The organism is Pseudomonas sp. ERMR1:02, assembly GCF_002277815.1.
Lineage (GTDB): Bacteria > Pseudomonadota > Gammaproteobacteria > Pseudomonadales > Pseudomonadaceae > Aquipseudomonas.
Map to the genome: position 1 here is coordinate 43,675 of NZ_NKJI01000008.1, position 25,554 is coordinate 69,228.

Sequence of the window (25,554 nt, forward strand, 5' to 3'; positions counted from 1 at the left end):
AGAACTGCCTGTGCCAGGATTGCTGCTAATAGTAGTCATTTTGGAAAGATCTCCAGCAATCGTGGCGCTATCTTTTCCAGCGGGCGTATTTCCACGGCGGCGTCGATGGCCGCGGCCGCCTTCGGCATGCCATACACCGCGCTGCTGTTTTGGTCCTGTGCGATGGTCAGGTAGCCCTGCTGGCGCATGAGTTTAAGCCCCTGTGCGCCATCACGCCCCATGCCGGTGAGCAAAACGCCTATCGCATCGCCGCTCCAGTAACTGGCGACGCTCTCGAAAAACACATCGATCGAGGGTCGATAAATCTCGTTGACCGGTTCGGCGGTGTAAGCCAGCGTGCCGTTTTTCAGGAGTCGAATATGGTGATTGGTGCCGGCCAGCAACACCGTTCCGCTTTGCGGCGGTTCGCCTTCCTGGGCCAGGCGCACATTGAGCCCGCTGGCGCTGCCGAGCCATTCGGCCATGCCGGCGGCAAATACCTGGTCAACATGCTGTACCAGAACGATGGCCGGGGAGAAATTCCGTGGAAGTCCCTTGAGCAGGACTTCCAGCGCTGCCGGTCCGCCAGCGGATGAACCAATGGCGATCAGACTCTGACGTGAGCCCGAACTGCGCAACGGGCCGGGAGCCGGTCGCTCCCGACTGCCCTTCTCGCCGATCAGCCAGCCGATATTCATGATCTTGCGCAGTAACGGTGCCGCCGCTTCCTGGGCATTGCCGGCACCGAGCGCCGGGGTGTCGACCACATCCAGTGCGCCGTGGCCCATGGCCTCGAACACCCGGTGCACGTTCTGCTGGCGATCCACGGTGACGATGACGATGGCGCAGGGCGTTTCGGCCATGATCCGGCGGGTGGCTTCCACCCCGTCCATCACCGGCATGATCAGGTCCATCAGGATCAGGTCAGGCGTCTGTTCGGCACACTTTCGCACCGCTTCCTTGCCATTGGCGGCAACCCAGATCACCTGGTGCGCCGGCTCATAAGCCAGCGCCCGGCGCAAGGCTTCCACGGCCATGGGCATGTCGTTGACGATTGCGATCTTCATGCCCGCGCTCCTCCTATGAGCTCAACCACTGCATCGAGCAGGGCGTCGTCATGAAAACTGGCCTTGGCTAGATAATAGTCGGCTCCGGCGTCCAGTCCACGACGGCGATCCTCCTCACGATCCTTATAGGACACCACCATCACCGGCAGCGATTGCAGGCGGTTATCGCGTCGCAACAGGGACACCAGCTCGATACCGTCCATGCGCGGCATATCAATGTCGGTGATCAGCAGATCGAAATCCTCCGAGCGCAGGGCGTTCCAGCCATCCATGCCGTCGACCGCCACCGCCACGTCATAGCCGCGATTGAGCAGCAGCTTGCGTTGCAGTTCGCGCACGGTCAGGGAATCGTCGACCACCAGAACCCGCTTGCGGGCCGCCTCGACGGCCTGAGTGCTTTGACGAGCAATGCGCTCCAGGCGCCCGGTATTGAGCAGTTTATCCACCGAACGCAGCATGTCTTCGACGTCGACGATCAACACCACAGAACCGTCGTCGAGCAGGGCCCCGGCGGAAATGTCCTGGATTTTGCCCAGGCGCTCATCCAGCGGCAGCACCACCAGCGTCCGCTCGCCGATAAAACGCTCGACAGCGACACCATAAACCGCATCGCGCTCGCGAATCACCACGACTTTCAGGGACTGCTGACCGCCCTGGCTCGCCGGACGATGCAGCAATTGGCTGGCGGCGACCAGTCCGACGTGCCGGCCTTCATGCCAGAAGTGTTGCCGGCCCTCCACCTGCACGATGTCCGCCAGCTCCAGATCGCACATGCGTTCGATGTGAGCCAGCGGGAAGGCATAGGCCTCTTCGCCGACTTCCACTACCAGGCTGCGCACCACCGACAGGGTCAACGGCACTTCGAGGTGGAAGCGACTGCCCTCGCCCGCCGTCTGCTCCAGCACCACTGCGCCGCGCAACTGACGGACCATATGCTGCACCGCATCCAGACCGACGCCGCGTCCGGAGACTTCGGTGACGGTATCGCGCAGGCTGAAACCCGGCAGGAACAGGAACGTCAGCAGCTCCTCTTCACTCAACTGCGCGGCTGTTTCGGCCGGCGACAATTGGCGTTCGACGATGCTGCGGCGGACTTTCTCCAGATCAACTCCGTTGCCGTCATCACTGAGTTCCAACACCAGCAATCCGGCCTGATGGGATGCGCGCAAGCGAATCAGCCCTTCTTCAGGTTTGCCGGCCAACAGCCGTTGCTCCGGGGTTTCGATGCCGTGATCGACTGCATTGCGCAGCAGATGCGTCAACGGTGCTTCGAGTTTCTCCAACACATCCCGGTCAACCTGGGTTTTATCGCCCTCGATCTCCAGCCGAACCTGTTTGCCCAGGCTGCGCCCCAGATCACGAACCATGCGCACCTGACCGGCCAGCACATCGGCGAACGGCCGCATGCGGCACGCCAGCGCGGTGTCGTACAACACTTGTGCGCGCTGACTGGCTTGCCAGGCGAACTCATCCAGCTCGGCGTTTTTTTCCACCAGCATTTGTTGGGATTGCGCCAGCAATCGCCGCGCGTCATCGAGGGCTTCCTGAGCTTCGAGGCTCAGGGCATGATCCTTGAGATGGACGTTAAGGTTTTCCAGCGCCCGCAGGCTGTTGCTCTGCATGCGCTTGAGACGCTGCATGGTAGCCAGGTGCGGCTTGAGCCGCAGGGTTTCCACCAGGGATTTACTCGACAAATCGAGCAGGCTGTTCAGGCGCTCGGCAGTGACGCGCAATACGCGCTCGCCATTATCAGTGGCGCGCCTGGTCTTTTTGGCGCTGCCACGGATTCGGCAGGCAGTGGCTCGGCGACCGGCTGGGTCGCATCGACCCTGGGGCGGACGCTTCGAGCTCAAGCTCCGCCATCACCGGCGCGGCAGGTGGTATGGCGGGTATGGCAGCTGTCGGATCGAGCAAGCGTGCCATAAGCGCAACATAGGCCTCGATATCCGAAGGCCCCGGCGTATTGCCGGGCGTTGCAATGCGCATCAGCAGATCGGTGCCTTGCAACAACGCATCGATGTGTTCGGGCGCAGGTAAAGTCGCCCTTCCTGGGCACTGACCAGGCAATCCTCCATGACATGGGCAACGCTGACCCCGGCATCGACACCGACGATCCGCGCCGCGCCCTTGAGCGAATGTGCAGCCCGCATGCACGATTCGAGTTGATCGGCCTGGGTCGGGTCGCGTTCCAGCGCCAACAGACCTGCGCTCAGCACCTGGGTCTGGGCTTCGGCTTCCAGGCTGAACAGTTCCAGCAAAGAGGCGTCGCGCAATTGCTCGGGGGTCATGAAAGGCTCCGGGTCACGGCGGACAACAGCTGTTCTTCATCCAGCCAACGCAGGCTGCGACCTTTGAACTGCAACACGCCACGGGTGTATTTGGCACTGGCCTGAGTGCCGGAGCGCGACGCTGCCTCCAGAATGTGCTCGTCGATGGCGTGGATGCCGTCCACCTCGTCCACCGGCACCACAACCGGCCCGCCGTGGGCAGCGATGATCAGCATGCGCGGCATGACCCGCGCACCGCAGGCCACGCTACTGACACTGTCCAGACCCAATAACTCGACCAAAGACAGGCACGCCACTAGCGCGCCGCGCACGTTCGCCACCCCGAGCAAGGCCCGGGAGCGCTGGTGCGGCAACGAGTGAATGGCTTGCTGCGGCGCCACTTCCACCAGACTGCGGGTGACCAGGCCCAGCCATTCTTCGCCGAGGCGGAACATCAGTAGCGAGCGGGTTTTCACCTCGATCTCGGCCGTGCCTGAAACTTGCACGCGATCTTCCTGCTGCAACGCATAACGATCCAACAGGCGCGTTGCGGCGGCCGAATACACCGCGCAATTACGGCAATGGATGTGCTCGATCAGCAGCGGGCAGGACTTGTCGCCATGAATACCGATGCGGTTCCAGCAATCGTCGATAGCCTGGGCATCTTCACGGGTAACGCTAAAGGTGTCGGAGACGATCATCGTTTACGCTCACTGTCGGCGGCGCGCTCGATGCGGGCGGCGCGGTCTTGCAATCGTCTGGCACCCACGGTGTCGCCCTGGGATTGCAGCAAGGCAGCCAGATGCATCAACGCGTCGGGATGTTGCGGTTCGAGGTACAACGCCTTGCGATAAAAGCCCTGGGCTTCCAGGACGCTGCCAGCGACATCGCTGAGCAGCCCCAGCCAGTAAAACACCTGGGCCGCCGGTTCATGATTGTGCAGGTAAATTTCGCACGCGGTACGGGCTTGCGCACTTTTGCCTTCGTCGGCCAGTGCGGCGATGTTCGCCAGCAGCGTGGCGGCGTCAGTGTTGCCCGGTTTCGCAGTTTGCGGCGTTCGCGCAACGCTGGCGAATGGGCGCCTGATGAGCGGAGGCGGCACAACGCTGCGCACCTGTGGCGGCAACGGCATGGGCGTGGGCGTGGGCGTGGCAACGAATGTCGGCAACGGCCCAGGGTTCACAGCACGCTGGCGACTGAAGGCGAAAGATTGCGCGATACCGATCGAGCGCATGCCCAAACGCCCCAGCAGACTGCCCTCGGCCGGGCCGATAAACAGCACGCCGTCGACGTGGGTCAGGCGCTTGAGGACTTCGATCACCTGTTTTTGCGTCGCCAGATCGAAGTAGATCAGCAGGTTGCGGCAGAACACGAAGTCATAGGGCGGTTCGTTGGCGAGCAACGCCGGATCGAGCAGATTGCCGACCTGCAGAAGCACCTGTTCCAGCACCCGACCGCTGAGGCGATAGCCGTCATTTTCAGCCGTGAAATAGCGGTCACGAAACGCGATGTCCTGCCCGCGAAACGAATTTTTGCCGAACAGCGCACGCCGGGCTTTTTCCACCGACATCGGGCTGACGTCCATGCCTTCGACCTTGAACTGGTGCGGTTTGAACCCGGCATCCAGCAGAGCCATTGCAATCGAATACGGTTCTTCGCCGGTTGAGCACGGCAGGCTTAGAATCCGCAGGGCCCGCATGTGGTTGATTTCGGCAAGCCGTCTGGTGGCCAGTTTCGCCAGGGTGGCGAAGGATTCCGGGTAACGGAAAAACCAGGTCTCCGGGACGATCACCGCTTCAATCAACGCCTGTTGCTCGTCGCTTGAGCCCTGCAAAGTGCGCCAGTATTCGTCAGCCGTCTGCGCCTGGGACGCGGCACTGCGTTGGCGCACCGCGCGCTCGATGATCGCCGGGCCTACAGAGGTCACGTCGAGGCCGATGCGCTCCTTAAGGAAATCGAAAAACCGCTGATCGCCGCTCATGGCTGCTCCTCAAGCAGTCCCAGGTCCAGAGGCGGGGACGGAAACAACAGCGCGCGAACCCGTTCATCCAGTAGATCGGCGACCCGCACCCATTGCAGCAAGCCCTGCTCGTCCTTGCGAACCGGCCCCAGGTAAGGCGCCTGGCGGTTGTCCAGACCATAGGGCTGAAATTGCGCGGGGTCACAGCGCAAGGTGTCCGTGGCCTGTTCCAGAATCAGCCCGAGCAATTGCCCCTGTGAGCTTTCATCCGGCCGGTAATTGACCAGCACCAGCCGTGTGCTGGTGCGTGCCTGGGCAGGCGTACCGAAGGTCAATGCGCTGAGGTCGATCACCGGCACCACCGCGCCGCGCCAGCCGAATACCCCGGCCACCCAGTGCGGCGCGTGGGCAATCGGTTTCAATGGCAAACGCGGCAGCACTTCCGCCACCTCGATCGCCTGCAAGGCGTAGCGCTCGCTGCCGATGCGAAACACCAGGAACAACGCATGCAACGCCTGCTTCACGGCAGTGCGTCTGGCCGTCAGTTCGCTCATCAGACTTTGAATCGCGAAACGCCACTGCGCAGCCCGACGGCCACCTGGCTCAGCTCGTCGATGGCGAAACTGGCCTGGCGCAAGGACTCGACGGTCTGGCTGCTGGCATCGCCCAATTGCACCAGCGCATGGTTGATCTGCTCGGCGCCGGTAGCCTGGGCCTGCATGCCTTCATTGACCATCAACACTCGCGGCGCCAAGGCCTGCACCTGATGGATGATCTGCGACAACTGCTCACCGACCTGCTGCACCTCGGACATGCCCCGGCGCACTTCTTCGGAGAACTTGTCCATGCCCATCACACCGGCCGACACCGCCGACTGAATCTCGCGAACCATCTGCTCGATGTCGTAGGTGGCTACAGCGGTCTGGTCGGCCAGGCGTCGTACTTCGGTGGCGACCACGGCAAACCCGCGACCGTATTCACCGGCCTTCTCGGCTTCGATGGCGGCATTGAGCGACAACAGGTTGGTCTGGTCGGCGACCTTGACGATGGTCACCACCACCTGAGTGATGTTGCCGGCCTTCTCGTTGAGGATCGCCAGTTTGGCGTTGACCAGATCGGCCGCGCCCATCACCGAGTGCATGGTTTCTTCCATGCGTGCCAGGCCCTGCTGTCCGGAGCCGGCAGCCACCGACGCCTGATCGGCAGCGGTGGAGACCTCAGTCATGGTACGCACCAGATCCCGCGAAGTTGCCGCGATTTCCCGGGAAGTCGCGCCGATTTCGGTGGTGGTGGCAGCGGTTTCGGTGGCGGTAGCCTGTTGCTGCCTGGAGGTGGCGGCAATTTCGGTGACCGACGTGGTGACTTGCACCGACGAGCGCTGGGCCTGGGACACCAGGGATGTCAGCTCGGTCATCATGTCGTTGAAGCCGGTTTCCACGGCGCCGAACTCGTCCTTGCGCTCCAGGTTCAAGCGGCCACTGAGGTCGCCGGTGCGCATGATTTCGAGGATTTTCACGATGAGATTCATCGGTGACATGATTGCGCGCATCAGCAACAGACCGCAGAGACCAGCGGCTAGCACGGCGATCAGCAGGGAAATGCCCATGATGATTTTCGCAGTGAGTACCGCGTCATCGATGGCCGCGATGTCCTGGTCCGCCACTGCTTTATTTTCGCGAATGATGTCATTGAGTTTCATGCGCCCCGCGGTCCAGGCCGGGATCATCTGTTCGTTGAACAGCTTGATGGCTTCGGCACTCTGATTACGCTTATGCAAATCCAGTACGGCCGCGAGGATCTTGTTGTAATCCTCGTGCAGCTTTTCAAACGCCACCATTTCGACCTTGTCTTCATCCGTGGTGATGGTGGCGCGATAGTCACTGATCGCGCTTTGCACATTGGCTTCGAAGGTTTTGAAGTCGGCGGCGTCTTCGGCAGAGATCCCCTGCCCTTCCTTCAAGCCGAGTATTTCCTGGGTCTGGATGAAACTATCAACCCAGGCGCTGCGAATCGAAGCGCTGTAATACACCCCCGGCAGCGCATCCTCACGCACGCTGGCTTCGCTGGTTTCGATCTTCAACAGCCGCGAATACGAGACGACCACCATCAACAACATGATGGCGATGATTACCGCAAAGCTCGCCAAAATGCGTTGGCGCAACGTCCAGTTTTTCAAAGTCTGTCCTCGGGGCTGTTTCGAAATGCGGGGAGTATAACCGAGGGCGGTGGTTCATTTATAAGACGGGTACGCACCACTTCTCATCCTGTCTATAAAAAGCAGGGATTGGCTCTGGTTGGGGACTTTCCGCCATATCGAGGGAGAAGCGCCAGTGGTGAATTGGCAGAAAGGGGCTGTGGATTGGTCATTGAGGGGTGTGGTGTGAGTACGCCGGACCTGTAGGAGCCGGCTTGCTGGCGAAGGCGGCGCATCAATCGACATTGATGGCGGCTGATACACCGCTATCGCCAGCAAGCCGGCTCCTACATCGCGACGACGGTTTTACGACTTACACCACCGCCAGTCGCACCTGCTTTTCCAGTTCGGCCTTCAACCCCGGCTCCAGCTTGAGCTGACGCGCCAGTTCATCGAGGTAGGACTTCTCCATGAAGCTCTCCTCATCCACCAGCATCACGCTGGCGATGTACATTTCGGCAGCCATTTCCGGGGTGCTGGCGGCGCGGGCGACATCGCTTGGGTCCAGAGGTTTGTTCAGTTCGGCGTGCAGCCAGTGTTGCAACTCTTGATCGTTGTCGAGCTTGGTGAACTCGCCTTCAATCAGCTCGCGTTCGCGCTCGTCTATATGTCCGTCAGCCTTGGCAGCGGCCACCAGCGCCTTGAGAATTGCCTGGCTGTGCTGCTCGACTTGCGCCATCGGCACACGATCAAGGGTTTGCGGTTCGGTCCTTGGCGCGCTGCCCTGCTGGGCCTGCCAGTTCCCGTATGCCTTGTAGGCCAGCACGCCCAACGCGGCGAGACCGCCATAGACTGCGACTTTACCGCCAACTTTGCGCGCCTTCTTGCTACCCAGCAGCAGCCCCATGGCACCGGCCGCGAGTGCACCACCGCCCGCGCCGGAAAGCAAACTGCCAAGTGCACCCGAGCCGCCGCTACCGCCAAGCAACCCGCCCAGACCACCAGACGCCTTGTTCTGCGCCCCGCCCGTCTTGTTCTGCAACATATCCTGTCCGGACTTGAGTAGCTGATCAAGCAATCCACGGGTGTTCATTTTCCGCCTCCACTAAAAGGTTTAACCGGACCTTGAGGCCACCAGCCTAGATCGAAAGTGCCCGAGACCTGCCGCGAGAGTGCTTCCAGATGTTGCTCCGCCGCTTTTCCACTTGCCGCTTGAGGCTTGCGGTATGCGGCTGCTTTCAGAAAATTAGATATACACTCGAACAAATCGATAAAAACCGCCCACCGGTACGCTCTCCATGATGACCTTGCGTCAGATCCGTCATTTCATTGCCGTGGCCGAGACCGGCTCTATCTCCGCCGCCGCGCAAACCGCGTTCATTTCCCAGTCCACCCTGACCCTGGCGATCCAGCAACTGGAACAGGAAATCGGCGTCGGCCTGTTCAACCGCCATGCCAAGGGTATGACCCTGACCCATCAGGGGCATCAGTTCCTGCGCCAGGCGCACCTGATTTTGGCCACGGTCGACAACGCCAAACGCAGCCTGCAACAAAGCACCGATCAGGTTGCCGGGCAGTTGATCGTCGGGGTGACCAGTCTGGTGGCTGGCTACTATCTGGCGGATTTGCTCACCCGTTTCCAGCGCGCCTACCCCAACGTCGAAATCCGCGTGATGGAGGATGAACGCCCTTACATCGAGCATTTGCTGGTCAGCGGCGAGATCGATGTCGGCGTGCTGATCCTCTCCAACCTTGAAGACCGCCACGCCTTGCAGACCGAGGTACTGACCCACTCGCCGCACCGGCTATGGCTGCCGGCCCAGCATCCGCTGCTGGAACACGACAGCATCAACCTCGCCGATGTGGCCCGCGAGCCGCTGATTCAGCTAAACGTCGATGAAATGGACCGCAATGCCCAGCGCATGTGGACCGCCGCCTCGCTGCAACCACGTATCACCTTGCGCACCGCCTCGACCGAAGCGGTGCGAAGCCTGGTGGCCGCCGGATTGGGGGTCTCGATTCAGCCCGACATGACCTACCGCCCCTGGTCATTGGAGGGCGACATCATCGAAGCGCGGCCGATCGCGGACCTGAGTCAGACCCTCGACGTCGGCCTGGCCTGGCGTCGCGGTACCGCGCGACCGGCATTGGTGGACCCGTTTCTGACGGTCGCCCGTGAACAACCTCACGGTGGACGCAAGCCATCTATTTAATCGAACGCCACCTTCAGTATTTAGTATTTGTCGACCTCGGGTCCGCGCACTAGTCTTGTTTTATCTAATAAAGACGGCCGGGCCCCAGTCACAGGGAGCGCCGCTATGTCTACACAAGAAGCCACACCAGAAAAGAGAAACCGAAAAATGGCTGGCGCGCAGACCCCGTTGTTCACCGCGTTGTTGATTGATGGCGAATTGATCGCGGGCCAGGGATTTGTCGAACCGATCCTCAATCCGGCCACCGGTGACGTCCTGACGCGGATCGCCGAAGCCAGCACCGAACAAGTCGAAGCCGCTATCCATGCCGCCCATCGTGCCTTCGCCAGTTGGTCGCGCACTACGCCGCAGCAGCGCTCGAACCTGTTGCTGGACATCGCCAACGCCATTGAAAAAAACGCCGACCTGCTCGCCCGCCTCGAAGCCTTGAATTGCGGCAAGCCGTTGCATCTGGCCCGTCAGGATGACCTGAACGCCACGGTCGACGTGTTCCGCTTCTTCGCCGGCGCCGTGCGTTGCCAGACCGGCCAGCTCAGCGGCGAATACCTGCCGGGCTACACCAGCATGGTGCGCCGCGATCCGATTGGCGTGGTGGCGTCGATTGCGCCGTGGAATTACCCGATCATGATGGCCGCGTGGAAAATCGCCCCGGCACTGGCCGCCGGTAATACGCTGGTGTTCAAGCCGTCGGAGCATACGCCGCTGTCGATTCTGGCCCTGGCCCCAGCGCTGGCCGAGATCCTGCCGCCCGGCGTGATCAACATTGTGTGCGGTGGGGGTGAAGGGGTCGGCAGCCACTTGGTCAGCCATCCCAAAGTACGGATGGTGTCGCTGACCGGCGATATCGTCACCGGACAGAAAATCCTCCAGGCCGCGGCAAAAACTCTCAAGCGCACTCACCTCGAACTGGGCGGCAAAGCCCCGGTGATCGTCTGCAACGATGCCGACATCCAGGCCGTAGTCGAAGGCGTGCGTACCTACGGCTATTACAACGCCGGGCAGGATTGCACCGCTGCCTGCCGGGTTTATGCACAGGCCGGGATTCACGACCGCCTGGTGGCCGAGCTCGGCGCGGCGGTCAGCAGCCTGCGTTTCGCTGGCAGGCGCGATGCCGACAACGAAATCGGCCCGCTGATCAGCACCCGCCAGCGCGACCGCGTGGCCAGTTTCGTCGAGCGTGCCCTCGGCCAGCCGCACATTGAACGGGTGACCGGTGCAGCGGTGCATTCCGGCGCCGGTTTCTATTACCAGCCGACATTGCTGGCCGGTTGCAAACAGAGCGACGAAATCGTCCAGCGCGAAGTGTTCGGGCCGGTGGTGACCGTGACCCGTTTCGATCAATTGGAACAAGCGGTGGACTGGGCCAACGATTCGGAATACGGCCTGGCGTCCTCGGTCTGGACGCAGAACCTGGACAAGGCGATGCAGGTCGCCGCGCGGTTGCAGTACGGCTGCACCTGGATCAACAGCCATTTCATGCTGGTCAGCGAAATGCCCCATGGCGGGCTGAAGCGTTCGGGCTACGGCAAAGACCTGTCCAGCGATTCGCTCCAGGACTACAGCGTGGTGCGGCACATCATGGCACGCCACGGACAACATCTCTGACTACGCTAATAAGAAGCCGTTAACGGCATGCTTCACCACGTTCAAAACTGCCCCGACCATAATTTAAAGAAGAGGGAAACCCCATGTTCGTGCACAAGACCGCACTGCTCAGTGCAATCACCACAGCGCTGCTGGCCAGTGCAAGTGTCCAGGCCGCCGAGCCGCTAAAGGCTGTCGGCGCCGGTGAAGGCCAACTGGATATTGTGGCGTGGCCCGGTTATATCGAACGTGGCGAAAGCGACAAGGCCTATGACTGGGTCACCGGTTTCGAGAAGGAAACCGGCTGCAAGGTCAATGTGAAGACCGCTGCCACCTCAGATGAGATGGTCAGCCTGATGGCCAAGGGCGGTTACGATCTGGTCACAGCTTCCGGCGATGCCTCCCTGCGCCTGATCGTCGGCAAGCGTGTGCAGCCGATCAACACCGCTTTGATCCCGAACTGGAAGAACCTCGACCCGCGCCTGAAAGATGCGCCATGGTATGTGGTCAACAAGCAGACCTATGGCACCCCGTATCAGTGGGGCCCGAACGTGCTGATGTACAACACCAATGTGTTCAAGACCCCCCCGAACAGTTGGGGCGTGTTGTTCAATGCCCAAGACCTGCCGGACGGCAAGCCGAACAAGGGCCGCGTGCAGGCTTATGACGGCCCGATCTACATCGCAGACGCGGCGCTGTACCTGAAAACCGCGAAGCCGGAATTGGGCATCCAGAACCCCTACGAACTGACCGAGGTGCAATACAAGGCCGTGCTCGATCTGTTGCGCGCCCAGCAGCCATTGATCCACCGCTACTGGCACGACACCACTGTGCAAATGAGCGACTTCAAGAACGAAGGCGTAGCCGCGGGTAGCTCCTGGCCATATCAGGTCAACGGCCTGATAACCGACAAACAACCGATCGCCTCGACCATCCCGAAAGAAGGCGCCACCGGATGGGCCGACACCACCATGCTGCACACCGACGCCAAACACCCGAACTGCGCCTACAAGTGGATGGACTGGTCGCTGCAACCGAAAGTCCAGGGTGACGTAGCGGCGTGGTTCGGTTCGTTGCCAGCGGTTCCGGCGGCGTGCAAAGAGAGCGAATTGCTTGGTGCCGAGGGCTGCAAGACCAACGGTTTCGACAACTTTGACAAGATCGCCTTCTGGAAAACCCCGCAGGCTGAGGGTGGCAAGTTCGTGCCCTACAGCCGCTGGACCCAGGACTACATCGCGATCATGGGCGGCAGATAACGCCTGAAGGTCCTTCGGACCTTTATCGCTGGCAAGCCAGCTCCTACAAAGTACACGGCCCCCTGTAGGAGCTGGCTTGCCAGCGATAGAGCGCAAAGCGCTCTCTACCGATTCAGATTTTTCAGAAGTCCAGGCAGGGCCGCTGCGACGGCCTTCGCCTTTTTGGAGCACCGCACCATGACGCTTGCAGTCCAGTTCACCAACGTTTCCCGTCAGTTCGGCGAAGTGAAAGCCGTTGACCGGGTTTCCATCGACATCCAGGACGGCGAGTTTTTCTCCATGCTGGGGCCTTCCGGCTCGGGCAAAACCACTTGTCTGCGCCTGATCGCCGGTTTCGAACAACCCAGCGCAGGCTCGATCCGCATTCATGGCGAAGAAGCCGCCGGGCTGCCGCCGTATCAGCGTGACGTGAACACCGTGTTCCAGGACTACGCGCTGTTCCCGCACATGAACGTTCGCGACAACGTTGCCTATGGTTTGAAAGTCAAAGGCGTCGGCAAAGCCGAACGTTTGAAACGCGCCGAAGAAGCACTCGACATGGTCGCTCTCGGCGGCTACGGCGAGCGCAAGCCGGTGCAGCTCTCCGGCGGTCAGCGCCAGCGTGTGGCCCTGGCCCGTGCTCTGGTCAATCGGCCGCGCGTGCTGCTGCTCGACGAGCCGCTCGGCGCACTGGACCTGAAGCTGCGCGAACAAATGCAAGGCGAGCTGAAGAAGCTGCAACGCCAGCTCGGCATCACTTTCATTTTCGTCACCCACGACCAGACCGAAGCGCTGTCGATGTCCGACCGCGTCGCTGTATTCAATAAGGGTCGCATCGAACAGGTCGACTCGCCGCGCAACCTGTACATGAAACCTGCGACCACTTTCGTTGCCGAATTCGTCGGCACTTCCAACGTGATTCGCGGTGACCTCGCGAGGCAATTGAGTGGCAATCCACAGCCTTTTTCGATTCGCCCGGAACACGTGCGTTTCGCCGAAGGTCCGCTGGCCAGCCATGAGATCGAAGTCAGCGGTCTGCTGCACGACATCCAGTACCAAGGCAGTGCCACCCGCTACGAACTCAAGCTGGAAAACGGCCAGACCCTGAACATCAGCCAGGCCAACAATCAATGGCAGGATGTCAGCGCTCAGCATCAGACCGGGCACCGCATCAGCGCACGCTGGGCGCGTGAAGCCATGATCCCGTTGCACGACACCGTAGTGGGCGGGGTGTGAAGTGAACACCTTGGCCATCTCTCAAACCCCGGCTGGCGGCTCGCCGCTACGCAGGTTTTCCAACCTGTTGTATCGCCGGCCAAACCTGTACCTGTCGATGCTGCTGGTTCCGCCGCTGCTGTGGTTCGGCGCGATCTACCTGGGTTCGTTGCTGACGTTACTGTGGCAAGGTTTCTACACCTTCGACGACTTCACCATGGCGGTCACCCCCGACCTGACCCTGGCGAACTTCGCCGCGCTGTTCCAGCCGTCGAACTTCGACATCATCCTGCGTACCTTGAGCATGGCCATCGGGGTCTCCATCGCCAGCGCCATCGTTGCGTTCCCGATTGCCTACTACATGGCGCGCTACACCACCGGCAAGACCAAGGCATTTTTCTACATCGCGGTGATGATGCCGATGTGGGCCAGTTACATCGTCAAGGCCTATGCCTGGACGCTGCTGCTGGCCAAGGGCGGCGTGGCGCAGTGGTTCGTCCAGCACCTGGGGCTGGAGCCGCTGTTGCAGTTCGTTCTGGGAATTCCAGGCGTCGGTGGCAGTACCTTGTCGACCTCGCACCTGGGGCGTTTCATGGTGTTCGTCTACATCTGGCTGCCGTTCATGATCCTGCCGATCCAGGCTTCGCTGGAACGCCTGCCGCCGTCGCTGCTGCACGCCTCCGCCGACTTGGGCGCCAAGCCGCGCCAGACCTTCATGCAGGTGATTCTGCCTCTGTCGGTGCCGGGCATTGCCGCAGGTTCCATCTTCACCTTCTCGCTGACCCTCGGCGACTTCATCGTGCCGCAACTGGTGGGCCCGCCCGGCTACTTCGTCGGCAGCATGGTGTACGCCCAGCAAGGCGCGATCGGCAACATGCCGATGGCTGCAGCGTTCACCCTGGTGCCGATCGTGCTGATCGCCGTTTACCTATCCATCGTCAAACGACTGGGGGCCTTCGATGCGCTCTAAATCAGAGAAGCAAGGGGAGCAAGCCTCTTTAGGCCTGAAAATCGCAGCCTGGGGCGGGCTGGTGTTTCTGCACTTCCCGATCCTGATCATCTTCATGTACGCCTTCAACACCGAAGACGCGGCCTTCAGCTTTCCACCCAAGGGCTTCACCCTGAAATGGATCGGCGTGGCGTTCTCGCGACCCGACGTGCTGGAAGCGATCAAGCTGTCGCTACAGATCGCTTCGATAGCCACGCTGATCGCCATGGTCCTCGGAACGCTGGCATCGGCGGCGCTGTACCGGCGGGATTTCTTCGGCAAGCAAGGCATTTCGCTGATGCTGATTCTGCCGATTGCCCTGCCGGGGATCATCACCGGGATCGCGCTGCTGGCGACCTTCAAGACGCTGGGCATCGAGCCTGGGATGTTCACCATCATCGTCGGCCACGCGACCTTCTGCGTGGTGATCGTCTACAACAACGTCATCGCCCGCTTGCGCCGTACCTCCCACAGCCTGATTGAAGCCTCGATGGACCTAGGCGCCGACGGTTGGCAGACCTTCCGCTACATCATTTTGCCCAACCTCGGATCGGCATTGCTGGCCGGCGGCATGCTCGCCTTCGCACTGTCGTTCGACGAAATCATCGTCACCACCTTCACCGCTGGCCATGAACGCACCTTGCCGCTGTGGCTGCTCAACCAGCTCAGCCGCCCAAGGGATGTGCCGGTGACCAACGTCGTCGCGATGCTGGTGATGATGGTGACCATGCTGCCGATTCTCGGCGCCTATTACCTGACCCGTGGCGGTGAAAGCGTGGCGGGGAGTGGCGGGAAATAACCGAATAACCACTGAAGGAACCGAATCTCTGTAGGAGTGAGCCTGCTCGCGATGACTGACTGTCATTCAACAGTAATGTCGACTGTAAGACCGCTATCGCGAGCAGGCTCACTCCTACATTTAGATCCGGTTCAAACAGAAAAATAAAAGTGATAGTGAGGACATAGCCATGCAAACCCAACTCTTGATCAACGGCCAACTGGTCAACGGTGAAGGCCCTGCCCAACCAGTGTTCAACCCGGCGCTGGGCCGCGTGCTGGTGGAAATAAACGAAGCCAGCGGAGCCCAGGTCGATGCCGCCGTGCGCGCCGCCGATGCAGCGTTCGACGGCTGGTCGCACACCTCGCCAAAAGAACGTTCGCTGCTGCTGCTCAAACTCGCCGACGCCATCGAGGCTAACGGCTGCGAGCTGGCCAAACTGGAATCGGACAACTGCGGCAAGCCCTACAGCGCCGCGCTGAACGACGAGATCCCGGCGATTGCCGACGTGTTCCGGTTCTTCGCTGGTGCCAGCCGCTGCATGAGCGGTTCGGCCGGTGGCGAGTACCTGCCCGGCCACACCTCGATGATCCGTCGCGACCCGGTGGGCGTGATCGCGTCCATCGCGCCGTGGAACTACCCGCTGATGATGGTCGCCTGGAAAATCGCCCCGGCCCTCGCCGCCGGCAATACCGTGGTGCTCAAGCCGTCGGAACAAACGCCGCTGACTGCGTTGCGTCTGGCCGAAATGGCGTCAGAAATATTCCCGGCCGGTGTGCTCAACCTGGTTTTCGGCCGCGGTCCTACCGTAGGCAGCCCATTGGTCACCCACCCGAAAGTGCGCATGGTGTCGCTGACCGGTTCGATCGCCACCGGTTCGAACATCATTTCCAGCACCGCCGACAGCGTCAAACGCATGCACATGGAACTGGGCGGCAAGGCCCCGGTGATCATCTTTGACGATGCCGACATCGACGCCGCCGTCGAAGGCATCCGCACCTTCGGCTTTTATAACGCCGGGCAAGACTGCACCGCCGCCTGTCGCATCTATGCGCAAGCAGGTATCTACGAGAAGTTCGTCGAGAAGCTCGGCGCCGCAGTCAGCAGCATCAAGTACGGCTTGCAGGATGACCCGGCTACCGAACTTGGTCCGCTGATCACCGCGCAACATCGTGACCGCGTCGCCGGCTTCGTCGAACGCGCAGTGGCGCAGCCGCACATCCGCCTGATCACCGGCGGCAAGACAGTGGAAGGCAACGGTTTCTTCTTCGAACCGACGGTGCTGGCCGACGCGCAGCAGGACGATGAAATCGTTCGCCGCGAAGTGTTCGGCCCGGTGGTGTCGGTGACGAAATTCAGCGACGAAGCGCAGGTGCTGGGCTGGGCCAACGATTCCGACTACGGCCTGGCGTCGTCGGTGTGGACCGCCGACGTCGGCCGCGCCCATCGCCTGTCGGCCCGTTTGCAGTACGGCTGCACCTGGGTCAACACCCACTTCATGCTGGTCAGCGAAATGCCCCATGGCGGTCAGAAACTGTCCGGGTACGGGAAGGACATGTCGATGTATGGATTGGAGGATTACACCGTAGTGCGGCATGTGATGTTCAAGCACTAGTAGGAGCTAGCTTGCTCGCGATGGAGGTCAACGATGACGCGGGAAACCTGATACCCCGCGGCGCTCTCAGGTCTCTCGCGAGCATGCTCGCTCCTACAACGAAGGCGTCACCTCGGTTTCAAGGTCGAAACCGGCACCACGCACCACCAGGTTCCACACCAAAGAAGCTAAAACAATAATCACCGATCCGGGCGGCGTCTCCAAGACCCCGCCACGGAATCGGACATCCGAAATCTGCCGATTTTCCGGAGCAAACACACATGAGTGCATCACCCGATCTCTCTGCAGCCGTTGCCGACAGCGATGCCGAGCAACTACGCAAACTGGGTTACACCTCCAACTTCAATCGCAGCATGAGCCTGTGGGAAAACTTCGCCCTGGGCTTCACCTATCTCTCTCCGGTCGTAGGGGTTTATACCCTCTTCGGCCTGTGCCTCGCCGCGGGCGGACCACCGATGTTCTGGGCCTACCTGCTGGTCGGTTGCGGCCAGTTGCTGGTGTGCCTGATATTCGGTGAAGTGGTCTCGCAATTCCCGATTTCCGGCGGTGTGTACCCGTGGGCCCGTCGTCTGGTGGGCAAGCGCTGGGCGTGGATGGTCGGCTGGATCTACTCCATCGCCCTGTGCGTGACCATCGCCGCCGTTGCAGTCGGTGCCGGTCCTTACCTGGCGGCCATGCTTGGCTTTGAACCGAGCAACAACACCAACATTGTCATCGCCCTGGTACTGACGCTGTTCGCCACCCTGGTCAACCTCAGCGGTACCAAGGTGCTGGCGCGCATTGCCATGTTCGGCTTCCTCTGCGAACTGGTGGGCGCGGTGATCGTTGGCGTTTACCTGCTGGTTTTCGAGCGCCATCAGCCGATCAGCGTGCTGTTCAACACCTTCGACATCAGCGTCGACGGCTCGTACCTGCCGGCCTTCCTCACCGCGTCGCTGGCGGGGATGTTCCTGTACTACGGCTTCGAGGCCTGCGGCGATGTGGCCGAAGAAACCCCGAACCCCAGCAAACGGATTCCGGTGGCCATGCGCATGACCATCTACATCGGCGGCATCTCGGCGATGTTCGCCTGCCTGGCTCTGATCCTCGCCGTGCCGGACATGCAAGCGGTGATCAACGGCACCGACAAGGACCCGGTCGGCACCATCCTCAACAACGCCTTCGGCCCGGTCGGTTCGAAAATGGTGATGGGCGTGGTGATGATTTCCTTCATCTCCTGCGTCATCAGCTTGCAAGCAGCGGCGAGTCGTCTGCTGTATTCCTACGCTCGGGACGAAATGGTTATCGGCAGCCGACTGCTGAAAAAGATTTCTCCTACGACCCAGGTTCCAGTTGCCGCGCTGTTCGTGTCCGGTGTCTTGCCGGCACTGATCATCATCCTCGGCTTCTTCCTGCAAGATGCGGTCGCCACCATCGTCAGCTTCGCCGCCATCGGCATTTACCTGGCGTTCCAGATGATCGTGCTTGGCGCCCTGTATGCACGCATGAAAGGCTGGAAACCCGGCGGTAAATTCACCCTCGGTGCCTGGGGTTGGGCAGTCAACATCGGTGCGCTGGTCTATGGCATCGGCGCCATCATTAACATGGCCTGGCCACGCACCCCGGACGCGGCGTGGTACATCAACTACGCCATGGTCCTGAGCACCGCCATCGTTATCGGCCTGGGGCTGCTCTACATGTGGATCGGCAAGCCGTATGACCACGGGACCGCGCCTGCGGGGGATGCGTGGCAGGTTAGTCGGTAAAAATTCACTCTTCGATCAAGCACCCTACCCGCAGAGATGCGGGCAGGGTTCAAGATGCTAGATCTTTTGCGGTGTGGAGAGAGTTTCGAATTCATCCATGAGTAAGTGAATTTCGGTACTCGGGTTGGGCTCGCCACTGATGACTACGTCCTCAAGAACCCTCGGCGCCAACGTTCTCGCTTTATGAAATGGCTCACCAAGCAGTTGAGCGAAATAGCTGGTCTCTTTGCCCTTGTCGTACTGATTCATACTGGGCTTTTGTCTCAGGCTCTTGGTCACCAGATCACCCGGCGAATATTTCCCGGCAGCTCTGAAGGGTTTTCGATTGAAACCGAAGTGCAACAGAAGCCAAAACTCAAAGCAGGGATACGAGGCAATGACTCTGATCTTTGGATGGAACTTCGCAACATTCAATGCACGCTGAAAGCAGAGATGCGTATCGCGATCCAACACACAAAACACTTTGTCGAAACCTTTTTGCCGGATGACTGCTCGCTCAACAATACCGCTCGGGTGCGTAACTCCGCAGTGAACAATTTCAACCTGAGCCCTGGCCCGAAAATAAAGCGCCGCCTCTTCTAGATATCGCTTCCCTGATTTGCTGTCCTCGCATAACACCAGCACTTTAGGCTGAGGTTTGAACCGTGATGCCTTGCGATCAAATGACTTACTCAAACTCGCCATGCTCATCCCTGCCTTATCAGCGGTAATCCACGATAACGGCCTTCAAAGTAGCGTTTCTCTACATCCTCACTCTCCCGGCCTTCAAAGTCATGAACCGAAAACAGACACGTGGCGCCATAGGCATCGCGCTCAGTAATCCAGAACTGATCGCGGCGCAGAATCTTTTCGTTCATGAGATGCGTATCGTGAGTGGTAAATATCAATTGGGTGTCCAACCCGCTGTCCAAATGCTTTCCGATCAAGTCAGCGACAATGTCTGGGTGCAAGCTACTGTCCAGTTCATCGACACAAAGCACACCGCTGCCACCCGCCTGATTCATCATGAACCAGGGCAACCAGAAGCCAATCAGGTTCTTTGTCCCGCACGATTCTTCGGAAAAATCGAAATCCGCATCGCCTGAAATACTGGAGTGCGTCAGAGTCAATTTGTCCTTTTTCGCAGCGGCAAAAAATCCTTAAGCGTGAGTCTTCTGTTGCTCTGAATCGAAGCGGATTCGTCTAAATTGAGCTCAATGGCAGATACTGGAATATCAAGCGCTTTAAGAAAGTCCCGAAGATCATTTTTATGGTCCGACACCATCTGAAGAAACCTGATCGAGGCCGAAGACAACCCCATCATGTTGTTCTGTTCAACGACGAGAAGGCCGGTTTGAAACCAACTGAATGGAGCTCGTAACTGACTCAATTCTTCACTGCTGTTGGTAACGGCTTGCGCGATAAAGAGCATTTTTTGGCTCGTCAAACGCCGCCATGCGCAATGCACCTCTTTGCCGCCCTCCAGCGTTTTACCAAAAACATAGTGCTCGCCTTCAGCATCGAAGTAGCGATCATAAAGAAGCGTTTCTTTACCTCTCGGGTACGCAACCAATTGTTCCTTAACAACCCTCTGTCCGGTCAACCCCAGCAAAAAACGATATCGCAGCCCGCCTTGAATGAAGTTGTACTCAAAAATACTGGGTTCATCCTTCAGTTCGCGATCAAAACGAAATGGCGAAACCGGAATTGGTTCGCCATTCGAGCCTGAAGACGTAGCAAGCAGGCGGCCGACTATCCCCATCGCACGGATCAACGAAGATTTGCCAGAGGCATTGGGACCGTAAATCGCAGCCACCTTCAAAAGGTCAGGAAGCCTCTCTGAGTTCGTGGATGATTTGAATACGTTGCGCACCTTGCTCAGGCGAGGAGTCGCCGCCATGGACAAGGTTTGCCTGTCACGGAACGAGCGATAATTGGAAACAGAAAATTCGATCAGCATGGAGAAAACCTGCAGTTCATTCCTTGGATTCGAATAAATAAAGGAAAAACCGCGGCTCAGGTGTTGTTTCACTGCGCCCCATGCAAAAACAGGAAATTCCTACAGACCATGCCTTCTAGCTAAAACACCGATTCCTACAAACAGCGTCTCCGGAAAAGACGTGGCGCCGCAAGCGCGTGACCGATAGGCTTCATCCGTCGCTGCAAAACAGCGGCCCGGTGTCGAAGTCGGAGCAAAATCAACACGGCGCAACCGCGCTCAATTGAGTGGCGGCTCCCTTTACAACTTGGAGTCGAAAAATGCTTATGCACACGTCAAATCCATCTGAAACTCGTTCCTTCATTACCCCAACCGTTTTCACCCGCCACAACCGTTTCCTCCACGCCTTCATGCAAGATCAACAAGCCTGGTTCTGCGTCCAGGATCTGGGGCGCCTGATGGGCAAACCCTTGAATGAACGACTCACCCTAAAGCTCGACCCCGATCAGCGTCGCAGCGTCTGGTTGCTCAAGGACGGCAAAACAATCGAAACGCTGATGGTCAGTGAATCTGGCATGTACGCCTTGCTGGTTCATCACTTCGTCCCGGAGAACCGCAACCTGCGCCAATGGCTGAGTAATGAAGTCGTGCCGATGTTGCGTGATTCGCACGCTGCAACTGCGCAGGATCAGCCAAGCCTGAGTGCCTTGCATTGGGCCGGAATCACGGTGCCTTTGCTGCATTACCAACATCACGCATGGATCAAATGGCGGGACATGCCTGATTTGATGCAGGTACAACGCCCTTTCCCTATTGCTGGCACTTGCAACTGAAGGGGATAAATCGAGCGGATAAAAAAGGGACAGACTTCACAGTCCGTCCCATTGGTTCGATTCCTCACATCAGTTGGTCCTCCTGTAGGAGCGAGCTCGCTCGCGATGAACTCAAGAGCGCCGCGTAAAGCCACCAAGCACGCGTAATCGTTAACCACCATCGCGAGCAGGCTCGCTCCTACATAGGATTACATTCGAATGGGTCACTTTCATCATGAGCGAAACTCGCAGCGCTAAACGAAGCGTCATCGAAATTATTCCAAGTGACGGCTCGTATGCAGAGAATCACCTCCAACTGCTCAACCAGCAATCGGCCCTGCGGCAGGCGATCAACGCTGGCATTGCAGACGCTAATGCAGGCAAATTGACCAGCCTGGCTACCGTAAAAGCCAAATGGCTTTCACGGTAGCCAGATCCACTCAAAACCGCGAAACACTCCTCATCGCATCCACCAGATACCTCATGGCAATCCGGTCACTCTCCGACAGCTCCCGATACCGCTCCACCAGCTTCAGCTCCTCGCTATTGAGCCGACGCCTTCGCCTCCCGATACCCAGGCACGGAAAGATTCCCAACATTTCAGTGATGCCTTGTACTTTCGACATGGACGATGTCCTTCTCTACGTCAAAGAAAACTTCAGAAACCGCATCGCCCTAACCCTTTTTCAGCAACGCCTCGTGAGCAGCTGAACCGTACCGGCCCGAAGGGCGTAAACCGGTTATGAGCACAGAATAGAAATATTCCCGGCGCTGAAAAGCGGTTTTTAGAGTAATTAGTCAAAAAAAGCAGAAATGCCCTGTAAATCAGACGGCACTGTCGGAAAATTCCCGAAACGTCTTGTTTCATTGCCGCGCCAGCGTCTTGCCATCAATCAATTTTGCGCTGCGATCGAACGGTTTATGCTATTCGGCATCTGTTTAAAGACCGTTGCGTTTGGCCGAAGGCATGTCCGAACCGTTATCTCTGATCCAGTACGCGCCAGGAACGGCGCGGGATTGTTCACGACAGGGTGAATTTATGCACCGCAGGAACTTGCTCAAAGCCTCTATGGCTATCGCGGCCTACACCGGTTTGTCCGCCACCGGCCTGCTCGCCGCCCGCGCCTGGGCAGCCACCGAAACCGCCGACGGTGAAGCCCAGGCCTTCGACTTCGACGCCCTGAAGATCCAGGCCAAGCAGCTCGCCAGCAACCGTTATCAGGACACCAAGCAGGTGCTGCCACCGACCCTGGCAACCATGACCCCACAGAATTTCAACGCCATCCGTTATGACGGCGACCATTCGCTGTGGAAAGAGCTCAAGGGTCAGCTGGACGTGCAGTTTTTCCACGTCGGCATGGGTTTCAAGCAACCGGTGCGCATGTACAGTGTTGACCCCAAGACCCGCATGTCCCGCGAGGTGCATTTCCACCCGTCGCTGTTCAATTATGAAAAAACCACGGTCGACACCAAGCAACTCACGGGCGACCTGGGGTTTTCGGGATTCAAGCTGTTCAAGGCGCCGGAACTGGATAAACACGACGTGGTGTCCTTCCTCGGCGCCAGCTATTTCCGCGCGGTGGACGCCACCGGCCAATACGGCTTGTCGGCTCGCGGCCTGGCGATCGACACCTACGCCAAGAAGCGCGAAGAATTCCCCGACTTCACCAAGTTCTGGTTCGAGACGCCGGACAAGGACAGCACCCGCTTCGTGGTCTACGCCCTGCTCGACTCCCCGAGTGCCACTGGCGCCTACCGCTTTGATATCGATTGCCAGGCCGAGCGCGTGGTGATGGAGATCGACGCCCACGTCAACGCGCGCACCGCGATAGAACAATTGGGCATCGCGCCTATGACCAGCATGTTCAGCTGCGGCACCCACGAACGCCGCATGTGCGACACCATCCACCCGCAGATCCACGACTCCGATCGCCTGGCGATGTGGCGTGGCAACGGCGAGTGGATCTGCCGCCCGCTGAACAACCCGGCCACCCTGCAATTCAATGCCTTCGCGGATAATGACCCGAAAGGTTTCGGCCTGGTGCAGACCGATCACGAGTTCGCCAATTATCAGGACACCGTCGACTGGTACAGCCGACGCCCGAGTCTGTGGGTAGAACCTACAACCCCGTGGGGCGAAGGCTCTATCGACCTGCTGGAAATTCCTACGACCGGCGAGACCCTCGATAACATCGTCGCATTCTGGACGCCGAAAAAACCGGTGGCGGCCGGCGACTCGCTCAACTACGGCTACAAGCTCTACTGGAGCGCCCTGCCGCCTGTTGGCACACCATTGGCGCGGGTACACGCGACTCGTTCGGGGATGGGCGGGTTCACCGAAGGTTGGGCGCCGGGTGAGCATTACCCTGAGGTATGGGCACGCCGTTTTGCCGTGGATTTCACCGGTGGCGGCCTGGACCGTTTGCCCGAAGGCGCCGGCATCGAACCGGTGGTCACGTGTTCGAACGGGCAGGTCAAGGATTTCAGCGTGCTGGTGCTCGATGACATCAAGGGCTATCGCATCCTGTTCGACTGGTACCCGACCAACGACAGTGTGGAACCGGTCGAACTGCGTCTGTTCATTCGCACCAACGACCGCACGCTGAGTGAAACCTGGTTGTATCAATACTTCCCGCCAGCACCGGACAAGCGCAAATACCCCTGATACCAGGTTGCGCCCCGCCACCATTCGGTTTTCCGAACGCGACTTGCCGGTCGGTTCGGATAACCGGATTATTCAACGTAAAAATTCGCGCAAAAAAACTTTAATCTCCTTATATATCAATAAGTTGATTCATTCAGCCTGGCCTGGCATGAGTCATGCTCTACACTTCTTCGACGAATGTCTGTTGTGCAACACTTCAGGAGCCGTCAGGCATTCGAAGCACAAAAGGCCGATGAACTGGCTCCATAAAAAAAACAATGTCGAGGAAAATTTGATGCGCATCGTTCCCCATATCCTGGGCGCAGCCATTGCTGCCGCTCTGATCAGCACTCCAGTTTTCGCCGCCGAACTCACCGGCACCCTGAAGAAGATCAAAGAGTCCGGCGTCATCACCCTCGGACATCGCGACGCTTCCATTCCGTTTTCCTACATTGCAGACGCTTCGGGCAAACCGGTCGGCTACTCCCACGACATCCAGCTGAAAGTCGTCGAAGCCCTGAAAAAAGACCTGGACCTGCCGAACCTGCAAGTCAAATACAACCTGGTCACCTCGCAAACCCGTATCCCGCTGGTGCAGAACGGCACCGTGGACCTCGAGTGCGGCTCCACCACCAACAATGTCGAGCGTCAGCAGCAAGTTGACTTCTCCGTCGGCATCTTCGAAATCGGTACTCGTCTGCTGACCAAGGCAGGTTCCCAGTACAAGGATTTCGGCGATCTGGCCGGCAAAAACGTCGTGACCACCGCTGGCACCACATCCGAGCGCATCCTGAAGTCGATGAATGCCGACAAGCAGATGAACATGAACGTCATCTCCGCCAAAGACCATGGCGAGTCCTTCCAGATGCTGGAAACCGGCCGCGCCGTGGCCTTCATGATGGACGACGCCCTGCTGGCCGGTGAATCAGCCAAGGCCAAGAAACCGACTGACTGGGCCGTGACCGGTACTCCACAGTCCTACGAAATCTACGGCTGCATGGTGCGCAAAGGCGACGAGCCGTTCAAAAAGGCTGTGGATGACGCCATCAAGGCCACCTACGCTTCGGGCGAGATCAACAAGATCTACGAAAAATGGTTCATGCAGCCAATCCCGCCAAAAGGCCTGAACCTGAACTTCCCGATGAGCAATGAGCTCAAGGCCCTGATCGCCACGCCGACCGATAAAGCGGCTGACGACAAGAAATCCTGATTTCTGACTAACCTTATCTCCTGAGAGGGCCACTGCCCTTTCGGGAGGTTGTCACTCCCTGCTGGCATTTCTGGAAACACTCGGACCGGTGGCTGTCGAGCCGATCGTGTGTGCCTGACCATCAAGGTCAGGTGGGAACGGAGTTTCCCCAAGCGGGTACTTGTACATCGATCGAATCCGAGGGGAGACC

General features: G+C 59.3%; 20 protein-coding genes and 2 pseudogenes. 12 read left to right on the top strand and 10 right to left on the bottom strand.

What is annotated here, in order from left to right; translation table 11 throughout:
- Positions 1-35 precede the first annotated feature (35 nt).
- The 7 genes and pseudogenes from CES87_RS16175 to CES87_RS16210 form a co-directional block, all read right to left on the bottom strand.
- Positions 36-1,046, bottom strand: coding sequence for a chemotaxis response regulator protein-glutamate methylesterase (locus tag CES87_RS16175; protein WP_128606912.1), 1,011 nt, complete (start codon positions 1,044-1,046; stop codon positions 36-38).
- Positions 1,043-3,334: pseudogene (locus tag CES87_RS16180) on the bottom strand (hybrid sensor histidine kinase/response regulator). Before CES87_RS16180 ends, CES87_RS16175 begins: the two are co-directional and overlap by 4 nt.
- Entirely contained in the window at positions 3,331-4,014 is a 684-nt protein-coding gene (locus tag CES87_RS16185) for a chemotaxis protein CheW (protein ID WP_128606913.1), read from the bottom strand. Before CES87_RS16185 ends, CES87_RS16180 begins: the two are co-directional and overlap by 4 nt.
- Positions 4,011-5,294 (bottom strand): protein-glutamate O-methyltransferase CheR, encoded by a 1,284-nt coding sequence (locus tag CES87_RS16190; protein WP_128606914.1) that lies wholly within the window; start codon positions 5,292-5,294, stop codon positions 4,011-4,013. The genes CES87_RS16185 and CES87_RS16190 overlap by 4 nt, the downstream gene beginning before the upstream one ends.
- On the bottom strand, positions 5,291-5,827 hold the full coding sequence (locus tag CES87_RS16195; protein WP_128606915.1) for a chemotaxis protein CheW: 537 nt from the start codon (positions 5,825-5,827) through the stop codon (positions 5,291-5,293). Before CES87_RS16195 ends, CES87_RS16190 begins: the two co-directional genes overlap by 4 nt.
- Positions 5,827-7,449, bottom strand: a complete 1,623-nt coding sequence (locus CES87_RS16200; RefSeq protein ID WP_128606916.1) for a methyl-accepting chemotaxis protein — start codon at positions 7,447-7,449, stop codon at positions 5,827-5,829. Before CES87_RS16200 ends, CES87_RS16195 begins: the two co-directional genes overlap by 1 nt.
- A 331-nt stretch (positions 7,450-7,780) precedes the next feature.
- On the bottom strand, positions 7,781-8,500 hold the full coding sequence (locus CES87_RS16210; protein WP_128606918.1) for a tellurite resistance TerB family protein: 720 nt from the start codon (positions 8,498-8,500) through the stop codon (positions 7,781-7,783).
- A gap of 205 nt (positions 8,501-8,705) precedes the next feature.
- Between CES87_RS16210 and CES87_RS16215 the strand changes: the two genes are divergently transcribed.
- The 8 genes from CES87_RS16215 to CES87_RS16250 all read left to right on the top strand — a co-directional run bounded on the left by CES87_RS16215 (position 8,706) and on the right by CES87_RS16250 (position 18,780).
- A complete protein-coding gene (locus CES87_RS16215; RefSeq protein ID WP_020799666.1) occupies positions 8,706-9,620 on the top strand; it encodes a LysR family transcriptional regulator in 915 nt (304 codons plus the stop codon).
- Between the two features lie 147 nt (positions 9,621-9,767).
- Positions 9,768-11,225, top strand: a complete 1,458-nt coding sequence (locus CES87_RS16220; RefSeq protein WP_128607080.1) for a gamma-aminobutyraldehyde dehydrogenase — start codon at positions 9,768-9,770, stop codon at positions 11,223-11,225.
- An 83-nt stretch (positions 11,226-11,308) separates the two neighbouring features.
- On the top strand, positions 11,309-12,460 hold the full coding sequence (gene ydcS / locus CES87_RS16225) for a putative ABC transporter substrate-binding protein YdcS (protein ID WP_128606919.1): 1,152 nt from the start codon (positions 11,309-11,311) through the stop codon (positions 12,458-12,460).
- 177 nt (positions 12,461-12,637) lie between these two features.
- Positions 12,638-13,675, top strand: a complete 1,038-nt coding sequence (locus tag CES87_RS16230; RefSeq protein WP_128606920.1) for an ABC transporter ATP-binding protein — start codon at positions 12,638-12,640, stop codon at positions 13,673-13,675.
- Position 13,676: 1 nt separating this feature from the next.
- The gene (locus CES87_RS16235) at positions 13,677-14,624 is read left to right on the top strand and encodes an ABC transporter permease (protein ID WP_128606921.1); all 948 of its coding nucleotides are present in this window, start codon (positions 13,677-13,679) and stop codon (positions 14,622-14,624) included.
- Entirely contained in the window at positions 14,614-15,441 is an 828-nt protein-coding gene (locus tag CES87_RS16240; protein WP_128606922.1) for an ABC transporter permease, read from the top strand. Before CES87_RS16235 ends, CES87_RS16240 begins: the two co-directional genes overlap by 11 nt.
- Before the next feature lie 169 nt (positions 15,442-15,610).
- Entirely contained in the window at positions 15,611-17,035 is a 1,425-nt protein-coding gene (locus tag CES87_RS16245; protein WP_128606923.1) for a gamma-aminobutyraldehyde dehydrogenase, read from the top strand.
- Between the two features lie 260 nt (positions 17,036-17,295).
- A complete protein-coding gene (locus tag CES87_RS16250; RefSeq protein WP_128606924.1) occupies positions 17,296-18,780 on the top strand; it encodes an APC family permease in 1,485 nt (494 codons plus the stop codon).
- Between the two features lie 57 nt (positions 18,781-18,837).
- On the opposite strand, the gene CES87_RS16255 is transcribed toward CES87_RS16250, so the two are convergent.
- A complete protein-coding gene (locus CES87_RS16255) occupies positions 18,838-19,464 on the bottom strand; it encodes an RloB family protein (RefSeq protein ID WP_128606925.1) in 627 nt (208 codons plus the stop codon).
- Between the two features lie 2 nt (positions 19,465-19,466).
- A pseudogene (locus CES87_RS16260) lies at positions 19,467-20,719 on the bottom strand (ATP/GTP-binding protein).
- Positions 20,720-21,018: 299 nt separating this feature from the next.
- Here CES87_RS16260 and CES87_RS16265 point away from each other — a divergent pair.
- Complete coding sequence (locus CES87_RS16265; protein WP_128606926.1) at positions 21,019-21,531, top strand: Bro-N domain-containing protein; 513 nt, start codon at positions 21,019-21,021, stop codon at positions 21,529-21,531.
- A 214-nt stretch (positions 21,532-21,745) separates the two neighbouring features.
- The gene (locus CES87_RS16275; RefSeq protein WP_128606927.1) at positions 21,746-21,940 is read left to right on the top strand and encodes a hypothetical protein; all 195 of its coding nucleotides are present in this window, start codon (positions 21,746-21,748) and stop codon (positions 21,938-21,940) included.
- 10 nt (positions 21,941-21,950) lie between these two features.
- On the opposite strand, the gene CES87_RS16280 is transcribed toward CES87_RS16275, so the two are convergent.
- Positions 21,951-22,136, bottom strand: coding sequence for a hypothetical protein (locus CES87_RS16280; protein ID WP_017340256.1), 186 nt, complete (start codon positions 22,134-22,136; stop codon positions 21,951-21,953).
- Between the two features lie 413 nt (positions 22,137-22,549).
- On the opposite strand from CES87_RS16280, the gene CES87_RS16285 reads away from it, so the two are divergent.
- The gene (locus CES87_RS16285) at positions 22,550-24,175 is read left to right on the top strand and encodes a glucan biosynthesis protein D (protein ID WP_128606928.1); all 1,626 of its coding nucleotides are present in this window, start codon (positions 22,550-22,552) and stop codon (positions 24,173-24,175) included.
- 274 nt (positions 24,176-24,449) lie between these two features.
- Positions 24,450-25,364 (top strand): glutamate/aspartate ABC transporter substrate-binding protein, encoded by a 915-nt coding sequence (locus tag CES87_RS16290; protein WP_128606929.1) that lies wholly within the window; start codon positions 24,450-24,452, stop codon positions 25,362-25,364.
- Positions 25,365-25,554: the final 190 nt, after the last annotated feature.